The 13,731-nt window shown below is 72.8% G+C and carries 16 protein-coding genes; 9 read left to right on the plus strand and 7 right to left on the minus strand.

Annotated features, from left to right (window positions below; all coding sequences use genetic code 11):
- Positions 1-13: 13 nt before the first annotated feature.
- Entirely contained in the window at positions 14-1,003 is a 990-nt protein-coding gene (locus CTE05_RS08825; protein WP_146845755.1) for a GNAT family N-acetyltransferase, read from the minus strand.
- A gap of 114 nt (positions 1,004-1,117) precedes the next feature.
- On the opposite strand from CTE05_RS08825, the gene CTE05_RS08830 reads away from it, so the two are divergent.
- The 3 genes from CTE05_RS08830 to CTE05_RS08840 are packed head-to-tail and all read left to right on the plus strand — an operon-like array spanning position 1,118 to position 3,568.
- Positions 1,118-1,537: a YciI family protein gene (locus CTE05_RS08830; protein ID WP_146845756.1), complete on the plus strand. Its 420-nt coding sequence runs from the start codon at positions 1,118-1,120 to the stop codon at positions 1,535-1,537.
- Positions 1,538-1,584: 47 nt separating this feature from the next.
- A complete protein-coding gene (locus tag CTE05_RS08835; protein ID WP_307724286.1) occupies positions 1,585-2,790 on the plus strand; it encodes an RNA polymerase sigma factor in 1,206 nt (401 codons plus the stop codon).
- A gap of 43 nt (positions 2,791-2,833) precedes the next feature.
- Positions 2,834-3,568 carry a class I SAM-dependent methyltransferase gene (locus tag CTE05_RS08840; protein ID WP_146845758.1) on the plus strand — a complete coding sequence of 245 codons (735 nt, stop codon included), beginning with the start codon at positions 2,834-2,836 and terminating at the stop codon, positions 3,566-3,568.
- 76 nt (positions 3,569-3,644) lie between these two features.
- Here CTE05_RS08840 and CTE05_RS08845 read toward each other — a convergent pair whose 3' ends face one another.
- Positions 3,645-5,186 carry a M20/M25/M40 family metallo-hydrolase gene (locus tag CTE05_RS08845; RefSeq protein WP_146845759.1) on the minus strand — a complete coding sequence of 514 codons (1,542 nt, stop codon included), beginning with the start codon at positions 5,184-5,186 and terminating at the stop codon, positions 3,645-3,647.
- Between the two features lie 201 nt (positions 5,187-5,387).
- Here CTE05_RS08845 and CTE05_RS08850 point away from each other — a divergent pair, with 201 nt between their 5' ends.
- On the plus strand, positions 5,388-6,029 hold the full coding sequence (locus CTE05_RS08850) for a DUF5317 family protein (protein ID WP_146845760.1): 642 nt from the start codon (positions 5,388-5,390) through the stop codon (positions 6,027-6,029).
- A 250-nt stretch (positions 6,030-6,279) separates the two neighbouring features.
- On the opposite strand, the gene CTE05_RS08855 is transcribed toward CTE05_RS08850, so the two are convergent.
- Positions 6,280-6,771 carry an FBP domain-containing protein gene (locus tag CTE05_RS08855; RefSeq protein WP_146845761.1) on the minus strand — a complete coding sequence of 164 codons (492 nt, stop codon included), beginning with the start codon at positions 6,769-6,771 and terminating at the stop codon, positions 6,280-6,282.
- A 245-nt stretch (positions 6,772-7,016) separates the two neighbouring features.
- A complete protein-coding gene (locus CTE05_RS08860) occupies positions 7,017-7,574 on the minus strand; it encodes a TetR/AcrR family transcriptional regulator (protein WP_146845762.1) in 558 nt (185 codons plus the stop codon).
- 74 nt (positions 7,575-7,648) lie between these two features.
- Here CTE05_RS08860 and CTE05_RS08865 point away from each other — a divergent pair, with 74 nt between their 5' ends.
- Positions 7,649-9,448, plus strand: coding sequence for an ABC transporter ATP-binding protein (locus tag CTE05_RS08865; protein ID WP_186814802.1), 1,800 nt, complete (start codon positions 7,649-7,651; stop codon positions 9,446-9,448).
- On the opposite strand, the gene CTE05_RS08870 is transcribed toward CTE05_RS08865, so the two are convergent.
- Positions 9,441-10,322 (minus strand): aminoglycoside phosphotransferase family protein, encoded by an 882-nt coding sequence (locus CTE05_RS08870; protein WP_222595443.1) that lies wholly within the window; start codon positions 10,320-10,322, stop codon positions 9,441-9,443. The two genes, CTE05_RS08865 and CTE05_RS08870, sit on opposite strands and share 8 nt — an antisense overlap.
- A 74-nt stretch (positions 10,323-10,396) precedes the next feature.
- Between CTE05_RS08870 and CTE05_RS08875 the strand changes: the two genes are divergently transcribed.
- From CTE05_RS08875 to CTE05_RS08890, 4 genes are all read left to right on the plus strand, one after another.
- The gene (locus CTE05_RS08875; RefSeq protein WP_146845763.1) at positions 10,397-11,218 is read left to right on the plus strand and encodes a TspO-related membrane protein; all 822 of its coding nucleotides are present in this window, start codon (positions 10,397-10,399) and stop codon (positions 11,216-11,218) included.
- A 257-nt stretch (positions 11,219-11,475) separates the two neighbouring features.
- Positions 11,476-11,916, plus strand: coding sequence for an SRPBCC family protein (locus CTE05_RS08880; protein ID WP_146845764.1), 441 nt, complete (start codon positions 11,476-11,478; stop codon positions 11,914-11,916).
- The gene (locus CTE05_RS08885) at positions 11,913-12,251 is read left to right on the plus strand and encodes an ArsR/SmtB family transcription factor (protein WP_146845765.1); all 339 of its coding nucleotides are present in this window, start codon (positions 11,913-11,915) and stop codon (positions 12,249-12,251) included. The genes CTE05_RS08880 and CTE05_RS08885 overlap by 4 nt, the downstream gene beginning before the upstream one ends.
- A gap of 23 nt (positions 12,252-12,274) precedes the next feature.
- Complete coding sequence (locus tag CTE05_RS08890; protein WP_146845766.1) at positions 12,275-12,718, plus strand: SRPBCC family protein; 444 nt, start codon at positions 12,275-12,277, stop codon at positions 12,716-12,718.
- A 3-nt stretch (positions 12,719-12,721) separates the two neighbouring features.
- Here CTE05_RS08890 and CTE05_RS08895 read toward each other — a convergent pair whose 3' ends face one another.
- Both CTE05_RS08895 and CTE05_RS08900 read right to left on the minus strand, forming a co-directional pair.
- Entirely contained in the window at positions 12,722-13,360 is a 639-nt protein-coding gene (locus tag CTE05_RS08895; RefSeq protein WP_146845767.1) for an SRPBCC family protein, read from the minus strand.
- The gene (locus CTE05_RS08900; protein ID WP_146845768.1) at positions 13,357-13,704 is read right to left on the minus strand and encodes an ArsR/SmtB family transcription factor; all 348 of its coding nucleotides are present in this window, start codon (positions 13,702-13,704) and stop codon (positions 13,357-13,359) included. The genes CTE05_RS08895 and CTE05_RS08900 overlap by 4 nt, the downstream gene beginning before the upstream one ends.
- Between the last annotated feature and the right edge of the window lie 27 nt (positions 13,705-13,731).

Raw genomic sequence — 13,731 nt, forward strand, 5'->3', positions numbered from 1 at the left:
CGGCCGGTCGAGGCTAGCCGACGACGGGCGGAGAAATGTCCGAAGTGTCGCGTTGCACACCGGGACGCAGGTGCCGCACCATCTCGAGCTCGGGGCCGATGGTGCTCTCGAACGTGACGCCCGAGGGCGCGAAGCCTGCACGCCGGTAGGCGCCCTGGGCACGCGCGTTGTCACGGTGCACGCCGAGGGTCAGGAGGTCGAACCCCAGGTCGTGGGCCCACTGCGCACCCGTCTCGAGCAGCCGGTCGACCAGTCCCGAGCCGCGGTGCTCGCCGCGGACGAAGACCCCGACGACGGCCGCGCGGCTCCGCTCGACCGGCCGCCCGTGGTAGTCGACCGAGCCGGCCCGCTGTGTGATGACGGTCACCGAGCCCACCCAGTCCGATCCGTCGATCGCGACGAACTGCGCGACGTCGTCCCCGTCCGCCGCACGTGCGGTGCGGCCCTGGTAGAACACGTCCGGCTCCGCCGCCGCGCGCTCGTAGGTCTCCAGGAACGCGATGCCCGCGTCCTCGTCCCGGAGCGCGTCGAGCCGCAGGGCGCGCGCCGACCGCCAGTCGTCGGCGCGGACGCGGCGGATGCCGACGCGCAGGTCGACGTCCTGCGACGACGAGACGCCGGGCCGGTAGTCGCCGAGGCGGGCCCACGTGAGCCGGACCCGGACCAGCACGACCCCAGGATCGGCCAGCGACGCCTCGAACTGCGGGAACGCGTCGAGGTACGCCCGCGCACAGGCGTCCCGGTCGGCGCCGTCCGGCAGGTCCGCGACGCCCTCGCACTGCAGCGTCGTCCCGTCGCGTCCCCCGACGACCACCGCCACCCGCGGGTCCCGACGGAGGTTCGCGACCTTGCGCGAGGTCGTCCGCACGTCCAGCACGAGGTCGCCGCGGTCGGTCGCCGTGATCGGCAGGTACGCGGCCTGCGGCGAGCCGTCCGGCCCGAGGGTGCTCAGGACACCGTCGGCCTGCGTACGGACGTACTCGACGAGCCCGGCGCGATCCATCGCCGCATCGTAGGAAGGAAATCTCTCGCTGGCGATGTCGATCCTCCGGTTCCGCCGTTCGACTCGTCGGTGAGAGGGTCCGAAGGGGGTCCCCGGGACGGTAGGAGAAGAACCGTGAAGTACATGCTGATCATGCGTGCCACCGACGAGGCGCTCGCCGCGTTCGAGAACGTCGACTTCGCCGAGATCATGGAGGCGATGGGCAGGTTCAACGACGAGATGATCTCCGCCGGGGTGCTCGTCGCGGCCGAGGGTCTGGACGACGCCGCCGACGGCGTCGTCATCGACTTCTCGTCGCAGCCCCCCGTCGTCAGCGACGGACCGTACGGCGAGACGAAGGAGCTGTTCGGCGGCTTCTGGATCCTCGACGTCGCGTCGAAGGAGGAGGCCGTCGAGTGGGCCAAGCGCGCGCCGCTGACCGGCCCCGGCCAGAAGACCGAGATCCGCCGCGTGGCGAGCATCGACGAGTTCCCGCAGGACAACGAGTGGATCCAGAAGGAGCGTGCGTGGCGCGAGCGGACGGGGCAGCTCTGAGGTCGTCGGACGCCAGCCTCGGAAGAGCGCGAGCGGCGGTCGAGGCGGTGTGGCGGATCGAGTCCGCGCGCATCGTCTCGACCCTCGCGCGGTACACCGGCGACTTCTCCCTCGCGGAGGACCTCGCGCAGGAGGCGCTGGCGGCGGCGCTCGTCGCGTGGCCGCGCGACGGCGTCCCGAGCAGCCCGGCGGCGTGGCTGCTCACGGTGGGCCGTCGGCGGGCGGTCGACACGTACCGGCGTCGGGTCGCGCTCGACGAGCGGCACGCGACGCTCGCCCGCGACCTGAGCGAGGGTGCGGGGGACGACCTCGTGTGGGACCCGGACCAGATCGACGACGACGTGCTGGCCCTGATGTTCGTCGCGTGCCACCCGGTCCTGTCCCGCGAGGCGCAGGTCACGATGACGCTGCGGGTGGTCGGCGGTCTGACCAGCGACGAGATCGCCCGCGCGCTCCTGGTGCCGACGGCCACCGTCCAGGCCCGGGTCACGCGTGCGAAGAAGACGCTCGGCGCGGCCCGGGTCCCGTTCGCGGTGCCGCCGTCCGAGGAGCGCCGGGAGCGGCTGGCAGCGGTGCTGAACGTCCTCTACCTGGTGTTCACCGAGGGCTCCTCGGCGACGTCGGGCAGCGACTGGATCCGCCAGGACCTCGCCCACGAGGCCGTCCGGCAGGCCCGCGTGCTGGCGCGGCTGGTCCCCGACGAGCCCGAGGTCCACGGCCTGCTCGCGCTCCTGGAGCTGACCGCCGCACGGTTCCCGGCGAGGGTCCGTGACGACGGCGAGCCCGTCCTGCTGGAGGAGCAGGACCGTCGACGGTGGGACCGCGCGGCGATCCGGCGCGGACGCGCGGCGCTCGCCACGGCCGGACGGGTGGGCAGAGGGCTCGGCGCGTACGGCGTCCAGGCCGCGATCGCCGAGTGCCACGCGGTATCCCCGTCGGTCCAGGAGACGGACTGGGACCGGATCGTCGTCCTCTACGAGGCGCTCGGGCGGCTGGCCCCGTCGCCGGTCGTCGAGCTGAACCGTGCCGTCGCGATCTCGATGGCGCAGGGTCCCGCGGCGGCGCTGCCGGTGGTCGACGGGCTGGTCGCGACGGGCGCCCTGCGCGAGTCGCACCTGCTGCCGAGCGTCCGCGGCGAGCTGCTCCGTCGGCTCGGGCGCGACGACGAGGCTCGGGTCGAGATCGAGCGCGCCATCGGGTTGTGCGGGAACGAGCGTGAGAGGGCGGTGCTGGAGCGCAAGCTCGCGCGGTGATTCCCGTGGACGCCGTCGGCGCTGCGCTGCCATCGTCGTCCCGATGACACAGCAGCAGCTCTGGGACGCCGAGGCCGCCCGGCGTTACGACACCCCCGGCATCGGCATGTTCGCGCCCGAGGTCCTCGGCCCCACCGTGGACCGGCTCGCCGCGCTCGCGGAGGGCGGCCGGGCGCTGGAGCTCGCGATCGGGACCGGTCGGGTCGCCGTCCCGCTCGCGGAGTGCGGCGTGCCCGTCACCGGCATCGAGCTGTCACCGCACATGGTCGAGCAGCTGCGGACCAAGGTCGACGAGGACACGATCCCGGTGGTGCTGGGCGACATGGCGACGGCCACCGCGCCGGGTGAGTTCCGCCTCGTCTACCTGGTGTTCAACACGATCGCCAACCTGCTCACGCAGGAGGAGCAGGTCGCGTGCTTCCGCAACGCCGCCCGCCACCTGGTCCCCGGTGGCCGGTTCCTGATCGAGCTGTGGGTGCCCGAGCTGCGCAAGCTCCCGCCGGGTGTGGGGGCCACGGTCTGGCTGAACGAGCCCGGGTACGTCGGCCTCGACACCTACGACGTGCTGCACCAGCGGGTCGTCTCGCACCACTTCCGGTTCGACGAGGGCCGGCAGGCCGACCACGGCTGGACGCCGCACCGGTACATCTGGCCAGCCGAGCTCGACCTCATGGCGCAGCTGGCCGGGTTCACCCTCGAGAGCCGCGACGCCGACTGGTCCGGCGGGGAGTTCACCGCCGACTCGCGTTCGCACGTGTCGGTGTACCGGCGTGGCTGAGGCTCACCGGGTGGATGTCTGAGGGCACCCGGACAGGGGTGGCGCGCACGGAGCCCCGTGCGCGCCACCCTCGTCGTCAGGAGGCGCGCTCCAGCATGACGCGGTCCTCGGGTGCGAGGTGCTTGCCCGGCCCGTGGCCGTGACCCGGGTGCGGCTTGCCCTTGCCCGGGCCGGAGACGCCGTTGATGGCCGACGTGTCCCACGCGAGGCTGTAGGCGGACGCTGCGATCGCCTTCGTCATGATGCCGAGGGCCTTCGCGTTCACGTTCGACAGGTCGTCACCGACGGAGTGGTAGTTCGGGTCGTGCGTGATCCCCGCGGTGCCCCCGAACAGGGCGACCTCCTCGGGGGTCTTGACGTCGTCGGCACCGGTGAACAGGCCGGACGCCGGGACCCCGTTGAGGATGAACGCCTGGTAGTCGGAGCGGCCGGAGAACTCGGTGTCGACCCACGGCTGCCCGATCGAGTCGAACCAGTCGGTGAGCACCTTCTCGGTGGCGATCGACCCCTCGGGGACGTCGACCGGAGCGGGGTAGGTGGACTCGTCCGCGTCGTACACGCCGATGATGTAGTTCGGCGAGCCGACCATGTCGTAGTTCAGGTACGTCGCGATGCGGTCGAGCTCACCCTCCTGCGTGGCCAGCTCCTCGACGTAGGCCGTCGACCCGATGAGCCCGAGCTCCTCGGCGCCCCACCACGCGAAGCGCACCGTGTTGTGGTGCGGGGTGTGCGACTTGGCCAGCTGGACGGCGGTCTCGAGGATCGTCGCCGATCCCGTGCCGTTGTCGTTGATCCCCGGTCCCTCCTCGACACCGTCGAGGTGCGCGCCGAGCATGACGACGTTGTCGTCCCGGCCCTGCCTGGTCTCCGCGATCACGTTGAACGACTCCGCCACCTCGGTGTGGCTGGTCAGGTCGAGGGTGACGTTCACGTCGCCTGCGGCGAGCGCGGCGGCGAGCGCCTGCCCGTCGGCCTGCCGGATCCCGGCCACGGGGACGTCGACCAGGCCCTCGGTGCCCAGCGTGCCGAACAGCTGCACGTCGGCGACGTTGTTGTAGATGACGACACCGTCGGCGCCTGCCGCCTCGGCGGCCACGGCCTTGTCGGCGAACGGGCAGGACCCGCGGCTGACGAGCGCGATCTGGTCGCTGGCGTCGATGCCGGACCAGTCGGCGGCGGTGCAGCCGAGCGGGTTGGCGGGGGCGACCAGGTTGCCGGTCACGCCGCCGACGGCGGAGTTCGGGGAGAACTCCATCTGGTCCACCTCGTACGAGGCGGAGCCCGGCGAGTTCTCCGTGAGGGTCGCCGTGTCGATGATCTCGCGGTCGAACGTGAACGGGTCTCGTTCCGTCCGGTACCCGGCCTTGCGCAGGGTGCGCTCGACGTAGCGGGCGCTCTCCTCGTAGCCGGACGTCAGGGCTGCCCGGTTGCCGCCGTTCTTGTCGGCGATGCGCTGGAAGGCTGCCAGGTGTCCCTGGACGGCCTTGGTGCTGACTTTCTGGGCGAACTTCTCCGGGGATCTCCCGCGATCGTGCGCCGCGGCCGGGGACGTGAGCGCCCCCGCTGCGACGATGACGATCGATGAGGCTAGTGCGACCAGAGTTCGACGTGCCGCCATGCGGTGTCCTCCTCACGCGTCGGCGCGACCTGTAGGCCGCGCCGGGCCAACCCCCTGTCGGCCGCCCCCTAGACCAGCACAGAACGGTCACAGGCGGGAGATGGTTCGCGGCGGCAACTGACCTGCGGCCGGGCGCTGAGACGACCCTTGTGGACGCCTGGCCAGGGTCGATACCTTCCCGCCACACCTGGGGAGGTCACGATGGATGCCGCGCAGATCGTGCTGCTGCTGGTCGTCCCGGTGCTCGCCGTGCTCGTCCTCGTGCTCCGCCGCGGCGGGCTCGCCTCGCTCGCGAACGTCCGGGTCCGCGGGGCGCCCTGGGCGCTGTCGGGTGCGGCCGTCCAGGCGCTGCGCACCGCGGATCCCGCGTGGGCGTCCGGCGTGCTGGGGGCCGCCGGTGGGGCGCTGGTGCCGCTCGCGCTCGCGGTGTGCGCCGTCGGGTTCGCCTTCGCGAACGCGCGCGGGTCCGGCCGTGCGGTCCGCGTCGCTCTCGGCATCGCCACGGCCGGCGCCCTGTCGAACGCCCTCGCGACCGCCCTCAACGGCGGCATGCCGTTCGCCGTCCCCGCGGCGCGGTCCGTCGGTCTCGACGTCACCGGCGCGCCCGGCCACGTCCCGATCGACGGCTCGACGCTGCTCGTGCCGCTGGCCGACCTGGTCCCCGTCCCGGGCGTCGCGATGGTGTTCAGCGTCGGCGACGTCCTGCTCTGGGCGGGCCTCGCCGCGGTGCTGGTCCTGGCGGCCGCCCGGCCCACCTCACTCCCCGGCGACGCCGCCGGGGTGCACCACCCCACTGCCACGGCTCCGGCCACGGCTTCCCCCCTCACGAGGAGCACACCATGAAGCGACCCTCCGCCACCCGGGTGTACGTCACCCTGTCGAGCCTCGCGGTCACCGCCGCCGCGGTCTACGCGTTCGCCGCCCCGTTCAGCCGGACCAACTGACCGTGCAGCGCCCGTCGCTCACGCGCGTCTACGTCACCCTGTCGAGCCTCGCGATCACCGCGGCGGCGGTCTACGCCTCCGCCGCGCCGCACGGCAGGACCAACTAGGCGGTCCGGTGGTGCGGCGGACTGCCGCCGCACCACCGGCACTCACAGGTCGCGCAGGACCTCGCGCGCGAATCGCACCGACCGCTCGCGCAGCCCGTCGATCCGGCGCAGGACGACCCCGGCGGGATCCTGCCCGGCCTCGATGATCGTGGGCTTGCGACGCACGTTGTGCGAGCACTCGAAGCCGGTGCAGACGAGGGTGCCGACGGTGTCGCCGTTGCGGCCGGGTGCGCCGGCGCGACGGGCGACGTACATCGAGACGTCCTCGGTGGAGTAGACGTCCTCGCACCAGGCGCACACGGCGGGGCGTCGCTTGCCCACCTCGGGCGAGCGCAGCGCGATGCCCACGAGGGTGTCCTCGTCAGGCACCACCACATAGGCGCGCAGCGGTGCCTTGCGGTCGATCCAGCCCAGGTAGTCGAGGCGGTCCCAGCGCAGGTCGGACAGGTCGGTGGGGACGGTGAGCTGGGCGGCCTCGCGTCGTGAGCAGTTCACGAAGGACGCGCGGATGAGCTTCTCGGTCAGGGGGTTCACGGGCGTGGGCTTTCGAGGCGGCGGGAGCCGGCACGGGATCGTGGCGGCGCGAGCGCCCGCGCAGGTACGCCCGAGCACCGGCGGATCACGGGTCCGTCGGTGGTGTCGCCGGGTGTGGCGTCAGGCGTGCTGTGCGGGCGTCCGGGCCCCGCCTGAGCAGGCCAGGACGGCCGCCTCGCTTCCCTGGTGCGTCGTCATGGGCTCGATGGTGCATCCGAGACCGGCGACGCGTCCAGCCGAATGCGTCAGGCAGCGAGCGCCTTGCGCACGGTGAGCAGGAGCTGGCCGACCACGTCGTGGGGCGGGGCCGTGCCCTCGCGGAGCTCGCTCCAGCCGAGGTAGAGCGACGACCACAGGACGCCCTGCAGCCAGGCGGGGCTGAGGCGGGCGTCGAGCGTGCCGTCCGCCAGCCCGCGCGTGCAGGCCGCGTCGAGCGCGCGGGAGAAGCCGTCCTCGTCACCGCACGCCTCGAGCGACACGACGTCGGTGAACAGGAGCGTCAGGAGGTCGCCGAGCTGGAGGCACGTCTGGCAGGCACGCAGCAGCGCGTCGAGGCCCGGGCCCTCGTCGAGACGGGCCCGCTCGCCCGCGTCGGTGAGCCGTCGCGCCGCCTCCTGGGTCAGGGCCGCGAGCAGCTCGGCGCGGTCGGGGTAGTAGCGGTGGAGCGTGGTGCGGCCGACGTCGGCGGCGTCGGCGATCTGGCCGAGGCTCGCACCCGGGTCGGTGGCGAGGACCCGGACGGCGGCGTCGAGGATCGCCTTGCGGGTCCGGCCCCGTGTACCGGTCTCGCTGTCGACTGTCATCCACCGAAAGTAGCACCGTGTTCCACCGAGGGACACGGTTGACCTCTCTGGAACATCAGTGTTCCACTGGATGGATGACGGCGACGACGACGGACACCCCGACGGACACCGACCAACCCCCGCGCGGCGAGAAGCTGCGCATCCTCGTCGGCTTCGCCCGGCCCCACAAGAACACCCTCCTGCTCGGCCTGGCGCTCAGCCTGGTGGCCACGGCCATGGGCCTCGCGACGCCCATGGTCACCAAGTGGGTGCTCGACTCGCTCTCGGAGGGGCTGAGCCTGGCGACGCCCATCGCGCTGCTGATCGGGCTCCTGGTGGTCGGGTCCGCCGTCGGGCTGACGCAGTGGATCCTCATGGGCACCGTGGCCGAGCGCATCGTGCTCGACGCGCGCGAGTCGCTGGTGCGGAAGTTCCTGCGCGCGACCGTCCCCGCGGTCACGCGGCGTCCCGTCGGCGAGCTGGTCACCCGCACCACGTCCGACACGCTGCTGCTGCGCGAGGCGGCGTCGTCGAGCCTCGTGAGCCTGGTCAACGGCGTCGTCGCCCTGATCGGGACGCTCATCCTCATGGCCGTCCTCGACCTCGTCCTGCTCGGCACGACCATCGCCGCGATCATCGTCGTCAGCGTCCTCATGGCCCTGCTGCTGCCCGGCATCGCGAAGGCGCAGGAGGCCGCCCAGGAGTCGGTCGGCCGGCTCGGCGGCACGCTCGAGGGGACGCTGCGCGCGGTCCGGACCGTGAAGTCGAGCCGCGCCGAGGAGCGCCAGGGCGAGCGGATCCTCGCCGACGCGCGCGACGCCAAGGACCACTCGGTGCGCGCGGTGCGGACCACCGCGATCGCCTGGACCATCTCGTGGGGCGGCATCCAGCTCGCGATCGTCGTCATCCTCGGGCTCGGCGCCTGGCGCGTCTCGCAGGACCTGCTGGCGGTGTCGAGCCTGGTCGCGTTCCTGCTCTACGCGTTCAACATCGTCGGCCCGATCACCGAGCTGACGGAGGCCTTCACGCAGCTGCAGTCCGGCATCGCCGCCGCCGCGCGCATCCGCGAGGTGACGGAGATGGACAGCGAGCAGCCCGTGGCCCCCGGTGCTCCCGCGCTGGTCGTGCCGGACGACTCGACCCCCGTCGTCGAGCTCCGGAACGTGACCGCCGCGTACGGTCCCGACGCCGAGCCGGCGGTGCGCGACATCTCGTTCGCGGTGCCGCGACGGGGCCACACGGCGCTCGTCGGCCCGTCGGGTGCGGGCAAGACGACGGTCTTCTCCCTGCTGCTGCGCTTCCTCGAGCCGCAGTCCGGGCAGCTGCTGCTGGACGGGCGCCCGTTCTCCGAGATCGGGCACGACCGCCTCCGCGAGCGCTTCGCGTACGTCGAGCAGGAGACGCCGATCGTGCCGGGCTCGATCCGCGACAACCTCCTGTTCAGCGCCCCCGACGCGACCGACGAGGAGCTCGACCGCGTGCTCGCCGCGGTCCGGCTCGACGGCGCGTTCGACGCGCTCCCCGACGGGCTGGACACGTCGCTGACGTCGACCTCCGTCTCCGGCGGCCAGCGGCAGCGCATCGCCCTGGCGCGCGCGATCCTCAAGGCGCCCGAGGTGCTGCTGCTCGACGAGGCGACCGCCCAGGTGGACGGCCTGACGGAGTCCGCGATCCACGACTGCATCCGGGACCTGGCCGCACGGGGGGCCGTCGTCACGGTCGCCCACCGGCTCTCCACCGTGCTCGACGCCGACACGATCCTGGTGATGGAGGACGGCCGGGTGCGGGCCCGCGGGACGCACGAGGAGCTGCTGGAGTCCGACGCGCTGTACCGGGACCTGGTCGAGGCGCTGCGCATCGGCGTGGAGCTGCCGGCCCGCGTCGCGGTCAGCTGACCTCGGCGGTCACCTCGCGGATCACGTGCCGGGCGTTCGCAGCCAGCACCGGGTTCGTGTCGCGGTAGTAGGGCAGCTGGACCAGCGCCTGCGCCAGCGCGCGGGCCCGGGCGCGGGTCCAGGTGCTCTCGTCGACGTCGAGGTCGTCCCGGAACACCGCCCGGGCCGGCGGGGGCAGGAGGTTCCAGGCGACGCCGAGGTCGAGCGTCGGGTCGCCGGTGGCGATGCCGGCGAAGTCGATGAGGCCCGTGAGCCGGTCGTCGGTGAGGAGGAGGTTCCCCGGCGCGACGTCGCCGTGCACCCAGGAGCGGTGCCCGTCCCACTCGGCCGTGGCGAGCGCGTGCTCCCAGGCCGCGGTCACGGCGGCCGCGTCGATCTCGTCGGAGACCGCCACGACGTCACGACGTACCTGCTCGTCGCGGTCGACCAGGCGCCCGTCTTTCACTGGGCCGTCGACCAGCGGCAGAGCGCGGATCGCCCGCACCAGCGTCGCGAGGTCGCGCGCCAGCCCCTCCGGGTCGCGGAGCCGCCCGAGCACCGGGTTGTCGCCCGGCACCCAGGTCAGCACCGACCAGGACCACGGGTAGCCGGCGCCGGGAGTCCCGACGGCCAGCACCCGCGGGATTGTCACGGGGAGCAGGCCGTCGACGAGCGGCAGCCACCGTGCCTCGTGGTCGACCGTGCCGCCGGCCCAGTGGATGCGCGGCATCCGGACCACCAGGTCGTCGCCGAGGCGGAACATCGCGTTGTCGGTGCCGCTCGACGCGAGGCGCCGGACCGGTCGGTCGGTCCACTGCGGGAACTGGTCCTCGAGCAGTCGCTCGACCAGGGCGACCGGGAGGTCGAGCTCGTCGGCGTGCATGCGGGTCGTCATCGCGGACAGCCTCCCGCACGGGCGCAACTCGTTTCGAGATGCTCAGCATGCTGAGCGTTGGCACGATGGGCGGCATGGAGACCGCACTCGACACCCACGCACCCGTCACGACCCGGGACCGGGTCCGCCAGGTCACCGTCCTCGTCGGCGCGATCGTCGCGATCGGCGGTGCTGCGGTCGGGTCCGGCGCGTTCGGCGGGCAGCCCATCGCCGACGCCGCCGACGGTGCCCTGTCCGCGACCGCGACCCCGCTCGCCCCCGACACCCCCGCGTTCTCGATCTGGTCGCTGATCTACCTCGGCCTCGGTGTGTTCGCGGTCGCCCAGGCCCTGCCGCGCCAGGGCGCCGACCCCCGTCTGCGCGCCGTCTCCTGGTGGGTGCTGGCGTCGATGCTGCTCAACGCGCTGTGGATCGCGGTCGTGCAGGCCGGGTCGGTCGGCGGGAGCGTCGTGGTGATCCTCGCGCTGCTCGCCGTGCTGGCGGTCGTGTTCGTGCGGCTCGTACGCCTCGCGCACACCGGGGTCGCGACGTCCTTGATCACCGACACGACGATGGGGCTGTACCTCGGGTGGGTCAGCGTCGCGACGCTCGCCAACATCGCCGCGTTCCTCACGGTCGCCGACGTGGGCGAGCTCGGCCTCGGGGCGACGGCGTGGTCCGTGATCGTGCTGGCCGCCGGCGCCGCGCTGTCCGTCGCGTACGCCGTGTTCGGCCGGGGTCGCCCGTCGGTGGTCGTCCCCGTCGGACTGGCGATGGCGTGGGGCCTGGCGTGGATCGGCCTGGGCCGCACGAACGGCCCGCTGGTGGACGAGACGGTCGCCACGGCCGCGTTCGTCGCGGCGGCGGTCGCACTCGTGGCACCGCTGATCACCTCCGTCACGGCGCGCCGCCGCTGACGACCGCGCCCCGAGCGCGTCGAGCCAGGGAACGAGTCCAGCAAGCCAGGAGTGCCGCTCGGGTGCACTGACGCGCGATCCAGGGCTTGCTCGGCGCTGACCTGCCACCGGCGCGCTGACGAACCGGACAGGGGTGCCGTGAACCTTCTCGCCACGACGCTCAGGTCGGATTCGTCGCCACGCAACCAATGGTTGCGTGGCGATCGATCGGCCGCTATCGTGATCTGCAACCAATCGTTGCAGAAAGCGAGAAGCTCATGGAGTTCGGAAGCATCGAGCGCGAGATCCACGTCGACGCGTCGCCGGAGACCGTCTTCGCGGTGGTCACCAGCCCCGAGCACATCCGGGAGTGGTGGGGCGGCGCGGAGACCGACCTGACACCGACCCCGGGGACCGTGTCCTCGGTCGGGTGGGGCGACCACGTGGAGCCGCTCACGGTCGTCGACGTCGACGCGCCGCGGCTGTTCTCGTTCCGGTGGGTGTTCGACGGGGCGGGTGACGGGCCGTCACTGCTCGTCACGTTCGAGCTCGCCCCGTCCGGAGCGGGAACCCTGCTCCGGATGACGGAGACGGGGTTCCGCGAGAAGGGCTGGGAGATCGCGACCCTCGAGGCGGCCTACGCCGACCACGTCGAGGGCTGGGACCGGTTCGTGCCGGCCATCGCCCAGTACGCGGCCGGGCTGGTGTCGACGCCATGAGCATCGCCGTCGACGACGACCTGTGGTCGGCGATCGGGGACCCGACACGGCGGCGGATGCTCGACCTCCTGCTCGCCGACGGGGCCGGCACCGCCACCACGCTCAGCGACAACCTGCCGGTGACGCGGCAGGCCGTGGCCAAGCACCTGGTGGTGCTGGACCGCGTCGGGCTGGTGCACGTCACCCCCGAGGGCCGCGAGCGCCGGTACCGGGTGGACGAGGTGCAGCTCGCCCGCGCGGTGGCCCAGCTCGCGGACGTCGGGTCGGCATGGGATGCCCGCCTGCAGCGGATCAAGCGGATCGCCGAGGCGATCGAGCGCAGTCAGAAGAAGTGACGAGAGAGAAGAGAGGGATCGAGATGGTGGACATCATCCACAGGGTCGGTGTGAAGGGTGCGGCCCTGGACGACGTGTACCAGGCGGTGGCGACGGTCGACGGGCTCGCGGGCTGGTGGACGGTCGACACGACCGGCAGCGCGGACGTCGGCGGCGTGCTGGAGTTCCGCTTCCCCGAGGGCGGCTTCGACATGGTGGTGCTCGAGTCGGAGCCCGGCAGGAGCGTGCTGTGGGAGGTCGTCGACGGGCCGCCCGAGTGGATCGGGACGACCGTCCGCTGGGAGCTCAAGCAGGAGGGCGACTACGTCATCGTCCTGTTCGCGCACGAGGGGTGGCGGGAGCGGGTCGAGTTCATGTCCCACTGCAGCACCAAGTGGGCGACGTTCCTGATGAGCCTCAAGCAGCTGGTCGAGACGGGCGCCGGCGCACCCGCGCCGCACGACGTCCGGATCTCCGACTGGCACTGACCGTCAGCCGCCGAGGAACATCGCCGACGTGCGCTCCTGCGCGGAGCGCGCGTCGGCCTCGGGGGTGCCGGCCGCGATCGACGCGTCGGCCCAGCGCCGGCTGCTGCCGGCCATAAACTCGCGGCCGCTGTCGGTCCCGACCCACCCGGTGGACTCCGCCGGGGTGTCGCTCCCGGTGGCCAGGTGGTGGGCGAGGCCGACGAGCCCGAGGTCCCAGCCGATGCCGACCGCGCCGGGGCCGAACTGGTCCCAGAGGCCGGCGTCGAGCGAGCCGCTGTGCTCGAGGGTGAGGCGGGAGCGGTCGTCGCCGTCGGGCTCGACCGTGACCGTGAGGATCGTGGGCGGACCGTACAGCTCCCACGTGAGCGTGAACGTGCGGGGCGGCGTGCAGGACGTGACCGTGCCGTGCGCGTTGCCCTCGATCTGGTACGCCCCGCCGAGCCGCAGGTCCCCGCTCACCGGGCCGAACCAGCGGGCCAGCCGCTCGGCCGTGGTGCAGGCGTCCCAGAGGTCGTCGGCGTCGGTGCGGTAGGACTGGCTGATGGTCGCCACCGTGTCGACGGTGTCGTCGTGGCGGGTGGCCGTCACGGCGCGGCTCACCGCGTCGAGCTGGCCGTCGGTCTGCACGGGCTGGTCGGTCATCGGGTCTCCTCAGGGGCGGTTCGGCGGGCGCGGCGCCCGCGGGCGATCTCGGTGTCGAGTGCGGCGAGCTTGGGTGCCCAGGCGCGGCGGAACGCGTCGAGCCAGTCGTCGACCTCGTGCAGCGGGCCGGTGTCGACGGCATAGAGCCGACGGGCGCCGTCGGGCCGCACGGTCGCGAACCCGTGCTCCCGCAGCACACGCAGGTGCTGCGACACCGCGGGCTGACTGATCCCGAACTCGGCGTGCACGGTCTCGGCGAGTTCGCCTGCGGCCCGCTCGCCGTCGGCGAGGAGCTCGAGGAGGCGCCGGCGGACCGGGTCGCCGAGGATGTCGAAGGCGTGCACAGGGCAATAATTCATCCGTCGCTTATA

This window comes from Cellulomonas terrae (assembly GCF_007990265.1).
Taxonomy (GTDB): domain Bacteria; phylum Actinomycetota; class Actinomycetes; order Actinomycetales; family Cellulomonadaceae; genus Cellulomonas; species Cellulomonas terrae.

Bases quoted from the DNA above. Each gene is read 5' to 3' on its own strand.
- CTE05_RS08825 (WP_146845755.1), bottom strand. From the start codon at position 1,003: ATGGATCGCGCCGGGCTCGTCGAGTACGTCCGTACGCAGGCCGACGGT.
- CTE05_RS08840 (WP_146845758.1), top strand. From the start codon at position 2,834: ATGACACAGCAGCAGCTCTGGGACGCCGAGGCCGCCCGGCGTTACGAC.
- CTE05_RS08845 (WP_146845759.1), bottom strand. From the start codon at position 5,186: ATGGCGGCACGTCGAACTCTGGTCGCACTAGCCTCATCGATCGTCATC.
- CTE05_RS08850 (WP_146845760.1), top strand. From the start codon at position 5,388: ATGGATGCCGCGCAGATCGTGCTGCTGCTGGTCGTCCCGGTGCTCGCC.
- CTE05_RS08860 (WP_146845762.1), bottom strand. From the start codon at position 7,574: ATGACAGTCGACAGCGAGACCGGTACACGGGGCCGGACCCGCAAGGCG.
- CTE05_RS08865 (WP_186814802.1), top strand. From the start codon at position 7,649: ATGACGGCGACGACGACGGACACCCCGACGGACACCGACCAACCCCCG.
- CTE05_RS08870 (WP_222595443.1), bottom strand. From the start codon at position 10,322: ATGACGACCCGCATGCACGCCGACGAGCTCGACCTCCCGGTCGCCCTG.
- CTE05_RS08875 (WP_146845763.1), top strand. From the start codon at position 10,397: ATGGAGACCGCACTCGACACCCACGCACCCGTCACGACCCGGGACCGG.
- CTE05_RS08880 (WP_146845764.1), top strand. From the start codon at position 11,476: ATGGAGTTCGGAAGCATCGAGCGCGAGATCCACGTCGACGCGTCGCCG.
- CTE05_RS08885 (WP_146845765.1), top strand. From the start codon at position 11,913: ATGAGCATCGCCGTCGACGACGACCTGTGGTCGGCGATCGGGGACCCG.
- CTE05_RS08890 (WP_146845766.1), top strand. From the start codon at position 12,275: ATGGTGGACATCATCCACAGGGTCGGTGTGAAGGGTGCGGCCCTGGAC.
- CTE05_RS08895 (WP_146845767.1), bottom strand. From the start codon at position 13,360: ATGACCGACCAGCCCGTGCAGACCGACGGCCAGCTCGACGCGGTGAGC.